Origin of the sequence: Glaciihabitans arcticus, assembly GCF_004310685.1 — a bacterium.
GTDB classification, from domain to species: Bacteria; Actinomycetota; Actinomycetes; order Actinomycetales; family Microbacteriaceae; genus Conyzicola; species Conyzicola arctica.
In genome coordinates, this window is sequence record NZ_SISG01000002.1 from 119,236 (window position 1) to 132,557 (window position 13,322).

General features: G+C 66.4%; 11 protein-coding genes. 4 read left to right on the forward strand and 7 right to left on the reverse strand.

Annotation, left to right across the window (positions count from 1 at the left end):
- Position 1: 1 nt before the first annotated feature.
- Together EYE40_RS14740 and EYE40_RS14745 are read left to right on the forward strand one after the other, a co-directional pair.
- Positions 2-2,341 carry a beta-xylosidase/alpha-l-arabinosidase gene (locus EYE40_RS14740; RefSeq protein ID WP_240034865.1) on the forward strand — a complete coding sequence of 780 codons (2,340 nt, stop codon included), beginning with the start codon at positions 2-4 and terminating at the stop codon, positions 2,339-2,341.
- Positions 2,338-3,621 (forward strand): endo-1,4-beta-xylanase, encoded by a 1,284-nt coding sequence (locus EYE40_RS14745; RefSeq protein WP_130983031.1) that lies wholly within the window; start codon positions 2,338-2,340, stop codon positions 3,619-3,621. Before EYE40_RS14740 ends, EYE40_RS14745 begins: the two co-directional genes overlap by 4 nt.
- Here the strand turns inward: EYE40_RS14745 and EYE40_RS14750 are convergent.
- The 5 genes from EYE40_RS14750 to EYE40_RS14770 form a co-directional block, all read right to left on the reverse strand.
- Entirely contained in the window at positions 3,605-4,627 is a 1,023-nt protein-coding gene (locus tag EYE40_RS14750; protein WP_130983032.1) for a LacI family DNA-binding transcriptional regulator, read from the reverse strand. The two genes, EYE40_RS14745 and EYE40_RS14750, sit on opposite strands and share 17 nt — an antisense overlap.
- Positions 4,628-4,693: 66 nt before the next feature.
- The gene (gene yjfF, locus EYE40_RS14755) at positions 4,694-5,701 is read right to left on the reverse strand and encodes a galactofuranose ABC transporter, permease protein YjfF (RefSeq protein WP_130983033.1); all 1,008 of its coding nucleotides are present in this window, start codon (positions 5,699-5,701) and stop codon (positions 4,694-4,696) included.
- Positions 5,698-6,786: an ABC transporter permease gene (locus tag EYE40_RS14760; protein ID WP_130983034.1), complete on the reverse strand. Its 1,089-nt coding sequence runs from the start codon at positions 6,784-6,786 to the stop codon at positions 5,698-5,700. Before EYE40_RS14760 ends, yjfF begins: the two co-directional genes overlap by 4 nt.
- Positions 6,783-8,303, reverse strand: a complete 1,521-nt coding sequence (locus tag EYE40_RS14765; protein ID WP_130983035.1) for a sugar ABC transporter ATP-binding protein — start codon at positions 8,301-8,303, stop codon at positions 6,783-6,785. The genes EYE40_RS14760 and EYE40_RS14765 overlap by 4 nt, the downstream gene beginning before the upstream one ends.
- Positions 8,304-8,388: 85 nt before the next feature.
- Positions 8,389-9,363: an ABC transporter substrate-binding protein gene (locus EYE40_RS14770; protein ID WP_130983036.1), complete on the reverse strand. Its 975-nt coding sequence runs from the start codon at positions 9,361-9,363 to the stop codon at positions 8,389-8,391.
- Positions 9,364-9,788: 425 nt separating this feature from the next.
- Here EYE40_RS14770 and EYE40_RS14775 point away from each other — a divergent pair, with 425 nt between their 5' ends.
- Together EYE40_RS14775 and EYE40_RS14780 are read left to right on the forward strand one after the other, a co-directional pair.
- Positions 9,789-10,145 (forward strand): hypothetical protein, encoded by a 357-nt coding sequence (locus tag EYE40_RS14775; protein WP_130983037.1) that lies wholly within the window; start codon positions 9,789-9,791, stop codon positions 10,143-10,145.
- 2 nt (positions 10,146-10,147) lie between these two features.
- Positions 10,148-10,462, forward strand: a complete 315-nt coding sequence (locus tag EYE40_RS14780; protein WP_130983038.1) for a DUF7882 family protein — start codon at positions 10,148-10,150, stop codon at positions 10,460-10,462.
- A 52-nt stretch (positions 10,463-10,514) separates the two neighbouring features.
- Here EYE40_RS14780 and mmsB read toward each other — a convergent pair whose 3' ends face one another.
- A complete protein-coding gene (gene mmsB / locus EYE40_RS14785) occupies positions 10,515-11,762 on the reverse strand; it encodes a multiple monosaccharide ABC transporter permease (RefSeq protein ID WP_130983039.1) in 1,248 nt (415 codons plus the stop codon).
- Positions 11,763-11,797: 35 nt separating this feature from the next.
- Entirely contained in the window at positions 11,798-13,306 is a 1,509-nt protein-coding gene (gene mmsA, locus EYE40_RS14790; RefSeq protein WP_130983147.1) for a multiple monosaccharide ABC transporter ATP-binding protein, read from the reverse strand.
- Positions 13,307-13,322: the final 16 nt, after the last annotated feature.

Below are 13,322 nucleotides of genomic sequence, written 5' to 3' on the forward strand. Positions count from 1 at the left end.
CGTGCCCACGTGGCAGAACACCGATCTCCCCGTCGCGGAGCGCGTCGACGCTCTCGTGGAGCTCATGACCCTCGAGGAGAAGGTCGCCCAGCTGGTCGGCGTGTGGGTCGGCGCCTCGACCGAGGGCGGGGATGTCGCGCCGCACCAGCACGACATGGACGACGTGATCGACCTCGACGCCCTGCTGCCGAACGGTCTCGGGCAGCTCACCCGCCCATTCGGCAGCGCACCCGTCAACGCGGGAACCGGCGCGCTCTCCCTACTGCGCACCCAGGCCCGCATCGCCCGCGAGGGCAGGTTCGGCATCCCGGCAGTCGCCCATGAGGAGTGCCTCGCCGGCTTCGCCGCGTGGGGCGCGACCGCCTATCCGGTGCCCCTGTCGTGGGGCGCGACCTTCCATCCGCAATTGATCGAGAGGATGTCGCGGCGCATCGGTTCCGACATGCGCTCCGTCGGTATCCACCAGGGCCTCGCCCCCGTGCTGGACGTGGTGCGCGACGCGCGCTGGGGACGAGTCGAGGAAACCATCGGCGAGGACCCGTACCTCGTGGGCTCGATCGGTGCGGCCTACGTGCGCGGTCTCGAATCGGCCGGCATCGTCGCAACGCTCAAACATTTCGTCGGCTACTCGGCATCCAAGGCCGGGCGCAACCTCGCCCCGGTCTCGGTCGGTCCGCGCGAGCTCGCCGACGTGCTGCTTCCCCCGTTCGAGATGGTGCTCCGCGAGGGCGGACCGCGCTCGGTCATGCACGCGTATACCGACATCGACGGCGTTCCCGCCGCCGCCGACGCCGAGCTGCTCACCGGACTGTTGCGCGACGCCTGGGGCTTCGAGGGAACCGTGGTCGCCGACTACTTCGGCGTCGCGTTCCTCAAGCTCCTGCACGGCGTCGCGGGAACCTGGGCCGAGGCCGCGGGTCTCGCCCTCGAGGCAGGGGTCGACGTCGAGCTGCCCACCGTAAAGACCTTCGGGCCTCCGCTCATCGACGCCGTGCGCAAGGGCGCCATCGACGAGGGCCTCGTGGATCGTGCACTGCGCCGGGTACTCCTGCAGAAGGCCGGACTCGGACTGCTCGACACAGACTGGTCGCCCGTTCCTCCCGCGCTCGTCGGCGTCGACCTGGACGATTCGGGCGCCGTGGCCGCGGCAATCGACCTCGACTCGGCCGACAACCGAGAGCTCGCCGGTCTCATCGCCGAGCAGTCGGTCGTGCTGCTCACCAACAACGGCATCCTGCCCCTCGGCCGCCCGTCTCGGATCGCGGCGATCGGGCCAACCTCGAACGACCCCTTTGCGGTGCTCGGCTGCTATTCCTTTCCCGCCCACGTCGGCGTGCAGCACCCGGGAGTCGCCGTCGGCATCGAGCTACCTACTCTGCTCGAATCGCTGAGCGCCGAGTTCGGCGCAGTCGACTATGCCCTCGGCACCACGATCGACGGCGGCGAGACCGCCAGCATCGAGGCGGCCGTCACCGCAGCGAGAACGGCGGATGTCGCGATCGTCGCTCTCGGCGACCGGGCCGGGCTGTTCGGTCGCGGCACAAGCGGCGAGGGCTGCGACGCGGAATCCCTCGCGCTGCCCGGCAGCCAGCAGCAGCTGCTCGACGCGGTGCTCGCCACCGGCACCCCGACCATCGTGGTGCTGCTCGCCGGGCGGCCGTACGCACTCGGCCGTGCCGTCACGGAGGCCGCCGCCATCGTGCAGACGTTCTTCCCCGGCCAGGAAGGGACGCGCGCCATCGCCGGAGTGCTGAGCGGCCGGGTGAATCCCGGAGGCCGGCTCCCGGTGAGCGTTCCCGCGCTTCCGGGCGCCCAGCCGTCGACCTACCTCGCCGCCCATCTCGCCGGCCCCACCGAGGTCTCGAACATCGACCCCAGCGCGGCGTTCCCGTTCGGACACGGGCTCGGCTATGCGGCGTTCGAATGGGAAGCTCTCGAACATGGGCCGTCGACTGTTCCGATCGACAGTTCGGCCACCCTCGCCCTCCGGTTGCGCAACACCGGCGACCGCGCCGGCACCGAGGTCGTGCAGCTGTACCTGCACGATCCCGTCGCCTCGATCGTGCGACCCGCGCAACGACTGCTCGGCTTCCTCCGTCTCGAACTCGCCGCCGGGCAGGAGGTCGATATCTCGGTCGACGTTCCCGCCGAGCTCGCGAACTTCACCGCGCGCGGCGGCGTGCGCATCGTCGAGCCCGGGGAACTCGTGCTCGGGCTGGGGCGGTCAAGTGGGGACATCCCGATCACGCAGCGCATCGACGTCGTCGGCCCGGCGCGCACTGTCGGCTTCGACCGCCTGCTGCACCCGACCTTCACCGAACTGGTGCGGCGCGGGTCATGACGGTCGTCACGCAGTTCGATACCTCGGTGCGGCACCGCCTGGGCCAGGCAGTCGTCACGGTGTGCGATGCGTCTGGGCAGCCGCTGCCCGACCGCACCGTGCACCTCGAGCAGAAGCGGCACGCCTTCGCCTTCGGCAACATCGGCTTCGATTTCCTCGACCTGGCGAGTCGGGATGACGACCTCGGACCCTCGACGAGCCCCGCCTTCGGCCGCCCGTCCGCCGACCTCGAGGGTCTCGCCGACCTCTGGCTCGACCTGTTCAACACCGCGACCCTTCCGTTCTACTGGAGCGGCTTTGAACCGAGACCGGGCCACACCGACACCCGTCGCCTGCTGCGTTCCGCGCGCTGGTTCGCCGACCGCGGTGTGAGACTCAAGGGTCACCCGCTCGTCTGGCACACCCTCTCCCCCGACTGGCTGCTCGAGCTGTCGCTCGACGAGGTCGAGCTCGCACAGCGGCTTCGTGTGCGCCGAGAGGTCTCCGACTTCGCCGGGCTGATCGACACGTGGGATGCGATCAACGAGGCCGTGATCATGCCCGTCTTCGACCGCCAGGCGAACGCGATCACCGCTCTGAGCCGTGACGTGGGCCGCATACCCATGATCCGACTCGCGGTCGAGGAGGCCCGCGCCGCTAATCCCGCCGCGACCCTGCTCATCAATGACTTCGACCTGTCGTCAGCCTACGAGGTGCTCATCGAGGCCGTGCTCGAGGCTGCGATCCCGATCGACGGAATCGGCCTGCAGACCCACATGCACCAGGGCTATCGGGGCGAGGACGCCATCGCGGAGATTCTCGAGCGCTTCGCACGCTACGAGTTGCCGCTGCACCTCACCGAGACCACGCTGCTCTCGGGCGACCTCATGCCGCCCGGGATCGAAGATCTCAACGACTACCACGTTGATTCCTGGCCATCCACCGAGGCAGGCGAGGAGAGACAGGCCGAGGAGATGGTGCGCCACTATCGCTCGCTGCTCGCGCACCCCGCCGTCGCATCGGTCACCTACTGGGGTTTCACCGATGCGGGCGCCTGGCTCGGAGCGCCGGTCGGACTCGTACGCGCGGACGGCACACCCAAGCCGTCCTACGAGGCGATGCGGTCACTGCTCAAGGATGAGTGGTGGCTCGGGCCGACCACGCTGCGCACCGACCGGCTCGGACGAGTCGCCGTCGAGGCCTTCGCGGGAGACTTCGAGGTGCGCGTGCGCGGGCGGGTCGTCGACGTGCAGCTGCGGGCGGGCGAAACGTCATCCATCGACATCATGATCGAAGGCTGAGCGGGCCCGTCGACTCGCGCGCCACGAGCTGCGGCGCAGGGTGCGGGGCCTCCTCGAGGGTGCCGTCGAGGATGAGTTCGAGCAGCGTCGACATGACCGTGCGGCCGAGCTCGGAGAAGTCCTGCCGGATCGTCGTGAGCGGCGGGCTGAAGTGCTCGGCCTCGGGGATGTCGTCGAACCCGATCACACTCACGTCGCCCGGGATCGAGACACCGGCCTGGCCGAGCGCGTGCATCGCGCCGAGCGCCATCTGGTCGTTGCCCGCGAAGATCCCCGTGAAGCCACCGGCACGCGCGAGCTGCTGCCCGACCCGGTATCCGCTCGCGGGTGACCAGTCACCGACGAGCGGCTCGCGTGCCACCAGGCCATGCTCGGAGAGCGCAGCACGCCAGCCCCGCACGCGCTCCGTCGCATCCATTGAGTGGTCGGGGCCGGCGAGATGCACGATCTCGCGATGCCCGAGCTCGATGAGGTGCATCGTCGCGTCGTAGGCGCCCTGGTACTGGTCGATCGAGACACTGTGGAAACCGAGGCGACCCGAACTCTCCACGGCGACGAGCGGCACACCGAGGTCGATTCCCTGGATCGCCTCGAGCGCTCCACGGTGGGCGGCGATCAACACGAGCCCCTCGACGTTCTGGCTGAGCAGCAGGTCGACGGACTGGCGCATCGATGCGGAGTCGGCCTCAAGCATGCTCGTGATGCTCACGAGATAGCGGGCCTTGCGCGCCGCCTCGTTGAAGCCGATGAGCGTACTGGATGGCCCGTAGTCCGGGCTACCCGTGGTGATCAGGCCGATCGTGCGCGACCTGCGAGTCACGAGCGAACGGGCAGCGGTCGACGGGCGGTACCGCAGCTGCTTGATGGCGTCCTCGACGCGCTGCCGGGTCGCGGGGCGCACGTTGGGAAGGTTGTTGACGACGCGCGAGACGGTCTGGTGGGAGACCCCGGCGAGGCGCGCGACATCGAAGATGTTCGCGACGCGTGCCCTGTCTTCTGTACTCACCGAACTCGTTGGCCCCCGGATTGTTCGCAGCAGGTCTCGCCGCTACCCAACTTTATTGGCTGCACGTCACTTGCGTCGCGCGGTGAGAACCCGCTGCAGCACGATGAAGACGAGCAGCAGTCCGCCGATGACGATCTTCGTCCACCACGAACTGAGCGTGCCCTCGAAGCTGATGATGGTCTGGATGATGCCGAGCAGCAGCACGCCCAGCAGCGAACCGAGTACGAACCCGTAGCCACCCGTGAGCAGGGTGCCGCCGATGACGACTGCTGCGATCGCGTCGAGCTCCATGCCGACGGCCGTGAGGCTGTAGCCCGAAAGCGTATAGAAGGTGAAGAGCACCCCGGCGACCGCCGAGCAGAAGCCGCTGATCACGTAGACGAGCACCTTGGTGCGCGAGACCGGGAGGCCCATGAGCATCGCCGAGTGCTCACCGCCGCCGATCGCGTACACGGTGCGACCGGTGCGCGTGTAGTGCAGCACAAGGAACCCGATGGCGACGACGACGAGCGCGATGATCACGCTCGGCGTGATCGACATACGATCCGCGATCGGGATGCGGGTGTTCGCCATCGCGGTGAAGAACGGATCGGTGATCGAGATCGAGTTGAGGCTGATCACGTAGCAGAGCCCCCGCGCGAGGAACATCGCGGCGAGCGTCACGATGAACGGTTGGATCTGGAAGTAGTGGATCACGAGCCCGCTCAGCAGTCCGATCGTCGAACCCGCGACGAGCACGATCGCGATGATGACCATCGGTGGCCAGCCGTCGCGCGCGAGCGAGGCCGCGATCATGGTCGAGAGGGCGACGACAGAGCCGACCGAGAGGTCGATGCCTCCGGTGAGGATGACGAACGTCATCCCGACTGCCAAAACGATGAGGAACGCGTTGTCCACGAAGAGGTTGAGGATCACCTGGCCGCTCGCGAAGTTGCGGTACCGGCTGGCGCCGACTCCGAACATCACGACCAGCAGCACGAAGGTCACGATCACCGAGGAGAACTTCGACGACGGGATGAACCGCGAGACGCCGATGCGTTCGAGGAAGGCCGGGGCCACGGGTGTTGTGGTCATGATGCGACTCCGGCGGTCTCGGCGGCAACGGGCGTGGTGATGGTGCCGCTCGGCACGGGCGGCAGGGGTGGGGCGGCCTTGCGCCGATGCATCCGGGCCTGAACGACCGGCGATTGCAGCAGGCAGACGGCGATCACGACGAGCGCCTTGAAGACGAGGGTGATCTCGGGCGCGATGCCGATCGTGTAGACGGTGGTCGTGAGGGTCTGGATCACGAACGCCCCGATGAGCGACCCCGTGAGCGAGTAACGGCCGCCCGCGAGCGAGGTGCCGCCGATCACGACCGCGAGGATGGCGTCCATCTCGATGTAGAGCCCCGCGCTGTTGGCGTCGGCCGCGGTCACGTTCGACGAGATCATCAGGCCCGCGATAGCAGCGCAGACGGCGCTGAAGACGTAGACGGTCCAGATGATCCCTCGCGACCGGATGCCTGCGAGCCTCGACGCCTCGGGGTTGATGCCGACCGACTCGATCAGCAGGCCGAGTGCCGTGCGGCGTGTGAACAGCGCGGCGATGGCGAACATGATGCCGGCGATCACGATCGAGGCGGGCAGGCCGAACCAGTAGCCCGCGCCGATCACCTTGTAGGGCGCGCTTGAAACCGTGATGATCTGGCCCTCGGTGATGAGCATCGCGATGCCGCGACCGGCCGTCATGAGAATGAGCGTCGCGATGATCGGCTGGATGCCGAACACGGAGACGAGCAGCCCGTTCCAGCTGCCCAGCACGAGCGAGAAGACGAGAGACACGGCCACAGCGAAGACGACGGTGCCGGGGTTGTTGCCGTCGGGGGCATCCGCGATGATCGTGCAGGCGAGGGCGCCGGAGATGGCGACGATCGCGCCGACCGAGAGGTCGATGCCGCGGGTTGCGATGACGAGCGTCATCCCGAGCGCGACAAGGATGGTCGGCGCACCGTTGCGCAGAATGTCGATGATGCTGCCGAACAGGTGCCCGTCCTTGACCTGGATCGAGAAGAAGTTCGGCGCGACGACCACGTTCAGGATCGCGAGGGCGACGAGGGTGAGAACCGGCCAGAACAGGCGGCTCCGGGTCAGGCCGCGCCAGATGTCGGGGATGTTCATGCTTCGGCTCCGCTCGCGATGAGGCCCATGATCTGGCCCACTGAGATGTCTTCGTTGGGAAGGTCGGCGACCTTGCGCCGGTCGCGCATCACCGCGATGCGGTGGCTGAGCCGCAGCACCTCCTCAAGTTCGGCGGAGATGAAGATCACCGACATCCCTTCCTCGGCGAGGTTCGATACGAGCTTCTGGATCTCGGCCTTCGCCCCCACGTCGATGCCGCGGGTCGGCTCGTCGAGCACGAGCAGCCGGGGTGCGACGGCGAGCCAGCGGGCGAGAAGCACCTTCTGCTGGTTGCCGCCCGACAGGTTGCCGACGAGCGCGTCGGGGTTGGCCGGCCGGATGTTCAGCGCCTGGATATAGCTCTGCACGAGCTCGTCCGCTCGACGCTTCGGGATGCGCCTGAGCCAGCCGCGGTCGGCCTGTAGGGCGAGCACGATGTTGTCCCGCACGCTGAGGTCCTCGACGATCCCCTCTTTCTTGCGGTCCTCGGAGGAGTAGGCGATGCGCTCGCGGAGCGCCGCGCGCGGGGTGCGGAACTTCTTGCGCACACCCCCGACCTTCAGCTCGCCGGAGTCCGCGTGGTCGGCACCCGTGAGCAGGCGCACCACCTCGGTGCGGCCCGAGCCGAGCAGGCCGGCAAGGCCGACCACCTCGCCCTCGTTGATCCGCAGGTCGAAGGGCTCGATCAAGCCCTTGCGGCCGAGTCCGGTCGCCTCGAGGAACGGCTTCTCGACGCTGTCGTCCGTGGTCGTCGTGCGCGACTTCGCCTCGAGGTCGTCGAGCACGGCGAGCTCCTTGCCGATCATCTTGTGCACGAGTTCGATGCGCAGGATGTCCGCGGTCAGGTACTCGCCGACGAGCGTGCCGTTGCGCAGCACGGTCAGCCGGTCCGAGATCTCGTAGACCTGGTCGAGGAAGTGCGACACGAACAGGATGGCGACTCCGGCCTCCTTGAGGTCGCGGATCACCCGGAAGAGTTCGGCGACCTCGTCGGCGTCGAGGCTCGAGGTCGGTTCATCCAGAATCAGCACCTTGGCATCGATGTCGGTCGCCCGCGCGATCGCGACGAGCTGCTGCACAGCGAGCGAGTGGGTGCTGAGCTGCGAAGACGGGTCGATGTCGAGGTGCAGGCGGGCGAGCAGTTCGGAAGCCCGATCACGGGTCGCCCGCCAGTCGATGGTGCCGAAACGGCGGGGCTCGCGCCCGAGCATGATGTTCTCAGCGACGGAGAGATTGGGGAGGAGGTTGACCTCCTGGTAGACGGTGCTGATGCCGGCAGCCTGCGACTGTGCCGGAGAGCTGATGGCGAGCGGCTGGCCGCCGAGGCGGATCTCGCCGCTGTCGATTCCGTAGACGCCGGTGAGGGCCTTGATGAGCGTGGACTTGCCCGCGCCGTTCTCACCCATGAGCGAGTGGACCTCGCCCGGGAACATCCGGAAGCTCACCGAGTCGAGCGCCTTGACGCCGGGGAAGGTGATCGAGATGTCGGTCATCTCCACGATGGGCGTGGTCGTCATGCGGGTTTCCTCACTCTTCATCGAGTCGTCAGGGATGACGTTGAGGATGGCGCGGCCTGAGCCGCGCCATCCTCAGTTCAGATTTTTAGTACTTGCGGTCCGGAAGCGCGGCCTTGGCCTGCTCCTGGTCGAAGGTCGTCTCCTCCGTGACGATACGCTTCTCGACGGTCTCACCGGCAGCGACCTTCTTGGCGATGTCGACGAGCTGGTCTCCCAGCAGCGGCGAGCACTCCACAATGAAGTTGATCTTGCCGGCCGCGAGGGCCGTCATGCCGTCCTTCACCGCGTCAACAGTGACGATCTTGATGTCCTTGCCGGGAACGAGTCCGGCAGCCTCGATCGCCTCGATGGCACCGAGCCCCATGTCGTCATTGTGGGCGTAGACGAGGTCGATCTTGGGGTTGGCCTTGAGGAACGCCTCCATGACCTGCTTGCCACCAGCGCGAGTGAAGTCGCCCGTCTGGGTTGCCACGATGTCGAACTTCGGGTCGGTGACCTTGTTACGGAAACCCTCGGCGCGGTCGTTGGCCGGTGCGGCACCGGTTGTTCCCTGCAGCTCGACCACCTTGACGTCGGTCGCGTCGGCGAACTCGGTGTTGACCCAGTCGCCGGCCTTCTCACCCTCGAGGATGAAGTCGGAGCCGAGGAAGGACTCGTAGAGCGTGTCGTCGGTCGAGTCGACCGAGCGGTCGGTCAGCACAACGGGGATGCCCGCCGCCTTGGCCTCGCCGAGAACGGTGTCCCAACCGGATTCGACGACCGGCGAGAACGCGATCACGTCGACGCCCTGCTGGATGTACGAGCGGATCGCCTTGATCTGGTTCTCCTGCTTGCCCTGGGCGTCCGAGAACTTGAGCTCGATGTCCGCGGCCTTGAACGAGCCCTGGATGGAGATCGTGTTGGCCGTGCGCCATCCGCTTTCCGCGCCGACCTGGGAGAAGCCGACGATGAGGTCGTCCGTTCCGCCGCCGCCGCTGCCGGCATCCGGGCCGCCTGTGGCGCAACCGGTGAGGGCGATGAGCATCGCGCCGACTGCTGCGGCACCAATGAGTTTCTTCATTGAACTAAACCTCCTTGTTCAGTGTTCCGGAACCCGTGGTGACTGCAACACGAGGATGGTTATCCGGCCGACCAGTTCATTCTGGTCACTGGCGATGTTAGCGCTCACATTTGCCGCTCAACAATACGCCAATGTCACAGTTGGATAACGGAGCGGCCCCTCAGCCCCGTGTTTCCGGGGCTGCCCCCGCTCTATCCTGATATCCGCTGCTCCGGGATGCCGCGCTCTTCGCGCCGCTGCCCCGCCAATGTGAGGGTTCTCACCCGCCAGACAAACGGTCCAGATGCGGATTATCGACGCTCGACCGGCCCTGAAAGTCGAATTTCCGCAACTCGAGGGCTCGGCGGAGCCGGGGGTCGACGGCGCGGGGCATCCCGAACCCAGAGGCGCGGTGGGGGCCGCATCTCACTGGGATACTGTCAGGTATGAAGCGCATCACCTATAGCGGCGGGTCTCTTGTGACCGGAAACGCCATCACCGCCGCCCTGCTGGAGTACACCACCTCGGTCGCTGACGCCGAGAACAGCGTGACGGTCGACATCCCCGTGCTCGAAGAGAACGGGGAGGTCACGGTGCACACCCTGCTGCTGAGCCCCGCCAGCCAATTCGACGTCGCAGATGTCGGAGGGATCAGCGATGCCGAGGAGGCAGCGCGGTTCCCGGTTCCGGTGATGCCTCAGATCGGCATCGTGGGCGTCGTCGAAAGCAACCCCGAGGCTGAGCGCACGGCGCAGGACTTCAACTCCATCATGCGTGAAATCGACGACGGGCTGGGACAGTAACCATGGGCAAGTTCATCTACGGCACCCCGTCGATCGCGGTCGACTTCGACGATCGGGTGCTCGCGCACCTCAAGGTCGTCATCCTCTCGAAGGTGCGCAGGGGCGAGAGTTTCACGTTCTCGTGGGAGTACACCGTGGCTGCGGGCAGCGGTCACAGCTCCATCTGGATCCACCCCACGATCCCCCTGCAATTCGACTTCGTCGGCAGCCGTGAGCCGCGACTCAACCGGGCATGGGTCGAGGAGCTGGTGCGGCTGGCCAATTCCCCGGCCGGCCTTCGCGTGACACCGGAGCCTGCCGACCCCGCTGAGGTGTAGAAGCGCGGATGCCCCGGCCACGAGTCGTGGCCGGGGCATCCGCGGGGCAGCTCTAGCGTCCGCCGGAGCGGCGCTTGTTGTACACGTCGAAGGCGACAGCGAGCAGGAGCACGAATCCCTTGACCGCCTGCTGCCAGTCGATACCGATGCCGAGGATCGACATGCCGTTGTTCAGAACACCGATGATGAGGCCACCGATGATGGCGCCGCCGATGGTTCCGACACCGCCCTGCACTGCCGCACCACCGATGAAGGCGGCGGAGATGGCCTCGAGTTCGAAGCCGGTTCCCGCCTTCGGGCCCGCGAGGTTGAGTCGCGCGGTGAAGACGAGGCCCGCCAGTGCCGCGAGCAGGCCCATATTGACGAAGATGAAGAAGTCGACCTTCTTCGTCTTGACTCCGGAGAGCTCGGCCGCGTGGCGGTTTCCACCGATGGCGTAGATGTGGCGACCAAATACGCTGCGGTTGCTGATGATGCCGTAGACGAGCACCAGCACGGCGAGCACGATGAGGGTGATCGGCACGCCCTTGAACACGGCGAGCGCGTAGGTGATGAGGCCGACTCCGGCGCTCACGGCGACGAGCTTGACCACGAACCAGACGAGCGGCTCGACGTCCTGGCCGTAGGCCGAGCGCCCCTTGCGCGTGCGCAGTTGCTGCACGATGAGCGCAATGATGGCGAAGGCGCCGATCGCGAGCGTGAAGGGGTCTATGTGCGAGCGCCCGCCGGTGTCGATCGGGAAGCTGATGAAGCCGTTACCGAGTGCGCGGTACTCCGAGGGGAAGGATCCGACGTTCGAGTTGCCGAGCACCACGAGCGCGAGGCCGCGGAAGATGAGCATGCCGGCCAGGGTCACGATGAACGCGGGGATGCCGACGTAGGCGATCCAGAACCCCTGCCACGCCCCGACCAGGGCGCCCACCACGAGGGCGGCGATGATCGCCATCCACCAGGAGAAGCCCGCATCCCGAATCAGCACACCCGACACGGCACCGACGAACGCTGCGACCGAACCGACCGAGAGGTCGATGTGGCCGGCCACGATCACGAGCACCATGCCGATCGCGAGGATCAGGATGTAGCCGTTCTGCACGATCAGGTTCGAGATGTTCTGCGGGCGCAGCAGCACCGACGTGCCGTCCTGGATGGTGAGGATGGCGAACAGCACCACCACCGCGATCAGCGCCAGGAAGATGCCGTTCTTGCCGAGGTCGCTCAGCACGTGGCTGAGAGCCGACGTGAACCGGTTGCTCGCCGGTTGCACAACGGCGCCAACAGCTTTGTTGTCTGTGTCAGTCATTGGGGATAACTCCTTGAGGTGCCGTAGCCGCGGGGCTAGCGGGGCTTTTCCATGGTCATGAGCTTGATGAGGGATTCCGGGTTGGCTTCCGCGATGGGCAGCTCGCCGGTGATGGTTCCCTCGGAGAGGGCGTAGATGCGGTCGCAGATTCCGAGCAGTTCGGGCAGCTCCGAGGAGATGACGATGATGCCCTTGCCCTCGCTCGCGAGGCGGTTGATGATCGTGTAGATCTCGTACTTAGCGCCGACGTCGATGCCGCGGGTGGGCTCATCGAGGATCAGCACGTCAGGGTCCGAGTAGATCCACTTGCTCAGCACCACCTTCTGCTGGTTGCCGCCCGAGAGCTTTCCGGTCTTCGCGAGCACCGTCGGCGACTTGATGTTCATCGACTTGCGGTACTCGTTGGCGACCTTGAACTCCTCGTTGTCGTTGACGAGTCCGCCGTGAACGAGTTTCTCGAGCGACGCCATGGAGATGTTGCGCTTGATGTCCTCGATGAGGTTGAGGCCGTACTGCTTACGGTCCTCCGTGGCATAGGCGAGGCCGTTCTCGATCGCCTCGGCGACGGTGCGGGTCTTGATCTCCTCGCCGTTCTTGAAGACCTTGCCCGAGATGCGCGAGCCGTAACTGCGTCCGAACAGGCTCATGGCGAACTCGGTGCGACCCGCGCCCATCAGTCCCGCGATGCCGACGATCTCGCCGCGACGCACATTGAGGTTGACGTTGTTGACCGTGACCCGGTTGACGTCCTGCGGGTGGTGGGCGGTCCAGTTCTCGACGCGCAGGATCTCCTCGCCGATGTTGGGCGTGTGATCCGGGTAGCGGTGCTCGAGGTCGCGGCCGACCATGTCCTTGATGATTCGTTCTTCGGTGACGTCATTCTTGGAGATCGTCTCGATCGTGTTGCCGTCGCGAATCACGGTGACGGCGTCCGCGATCTTCTTGATCTCGTTGAGCTTGTGGCTGATGATGATCGACGTGATTCCCTGCTCTTTCAGGTGCAGGATGAGGTCGAGCAGGTGGGACGAGTCCTCGTCGTTGAGAGCCGCGGTCGGTTCATCCAGAATCAGCAGCTTGACACGCTTGGACAGGGCCTTGGCGATCTCGACGAGCTGCTGCTTGCCGACGCCGATGTCCATGATGCGCGTGGTGGGGCTCTCGCGCAGGCCGACCCGGGCCAGGAGCTTCGAGGCCTCGAGGTTGGTGCGGTTCCAGTCGATGAGACCGAGCGCGCCCTTCACCTCGTTGTTGAGGAAGATGTTTTCGGCGATGGAGAGGTAGGGGCTGAGGGCGAGCTCCTGGTGGATGATGACGATGCCCTTCGCCTCGGAGTCGCGGATGTCCTTGAACTGCACGACCTCGTCCTCGAAGACGATGTCCCCGTCGTAGGTGCCGAACGGGTACACGCCCGAGAGCACCTTCATGAGTGTGGACTTGCCTGCGCCGTTCTCGCCGCAGATCGCGTGGATCTCGCCGCGTGCGACCTCGAGGGTCACGTCGGCGAGCGCTTTCACGCCCGGGAAAGTCTTGGTGATCGACCGCATCTCGAGGATGTTCGTC